1 protein-coding gene is annotated in these 446 nt (G+C 64.8%); it reads left to right on the top strand.

The genetic code is table 11. The features are described from left to right. On the top strand, positions 1 to 446 hold a 446-nt coding region (locus tag ACODSO_RS29270; RefSeq protein ID WP_489040098.1), incomplete at both ends, for a ferredoxin reductase domain-containing protein.

The following is a 446-nucleotide window of genomic DNA, read 5'->3' as shown; positions in this document are numbered from 1 at the left end:
AGTGCGAGTGCGGGGACCACGCAACGGATTTCCGTTCGTTCCCCGTGGACAGGCGTTGTTCATCGCCGGTGGTATCGGGATCACCGCAATCCTGCCGATGGTGCGCGCCGCACAGTGTGCCGGGATGGACTGGAAACTGCTGTACTGCGGACGCAGTCGAGAATCGATGCCTTTCGTCGACGAGATCGAAGGGTGGGAGAGCCCGCGCGTTCGGATCCGCACCGACGACGTCGACGGTCACCCCACCCCTGCGGACCTCCTTGCCCAGGTCACCGGTGGAGCGGTGTACTGCTGCGGGCCACCGCCGATGATCTCGGCCGTGCGCACTACGGTCGACGCGACCGCAGCCACCCACCTGTACTTCGAACGGTTCTCCCCACCACCTGTTACAGGCGGCGTCGAATTCGAAGTCCAACTCGTCGACACCGGCGACATCGTCACCGTCG

This window comes from Rhodococcus sp. FG69, assembly GCF_057808915.1.
The sequence above is the reverse complement of the archived record's forward strand: the minus strand, read 5'-3'. Positions and strand labels throughout refer to the sequence as shown.